The sequence below is a fragment of the Rhodoplanes roseus genome (assembly GCF_003258865.1).
GTDB classification, from domain to species: domain Bacteria; phylum Pseudomonadota; class Alphaproteobacteria; order Rhizobiales; family Xanthobacteraceae; genus Rhodoplanes; species Rhodoplanes roseus.
Map to the genome: position 1 here is coordinate 1 of NZ_NPEX01000701.1, position 342 is coordinate 342.

The window sequence follows — 342 nt, forward strand, 5'->3', positions numbered from 1 at the left end:
ATGCTGGGCTTGGGCAGTTTGGGCCGCAAGGTCTTTGGCACCCCGTCGGACCGCCGCGTCAAAAAGTATCGTCCTCTCGTCGATCAGATCAACGCGCTCGAGGACGAGACGGCAAGGCTGAGCGATGAAGAGCTCGCCGGCCGCACCCTGGAATTTCGCCAGCAGCTCGAAAACGGCACCAAGCTCGACGATCTGCTGGTGCCGGCCTTCGCCACCGTGCGCGAAGCGGCCAAACGCGTTCTCGGTCAGCGCCCCTTCGACGTGCAGCTCATCGGCGGCATGGTTTTGAACGAAGGCGCCATCTCCGAAATGAAGACGGGTGAAGGTAAGACGCTCGTCGCC

At 62.6% G+C, this 342-nt stretch carries 1 pseudogene; it reads left to right on the forward strand.

Features of this window, described 5'->3' with window-relative positions:
- Positions 1-342 (forward strand): annotated as a pseudogene (locus tag CH341_RS32040) (preprotein translocase subunit SecA); the annotation flags it as partial.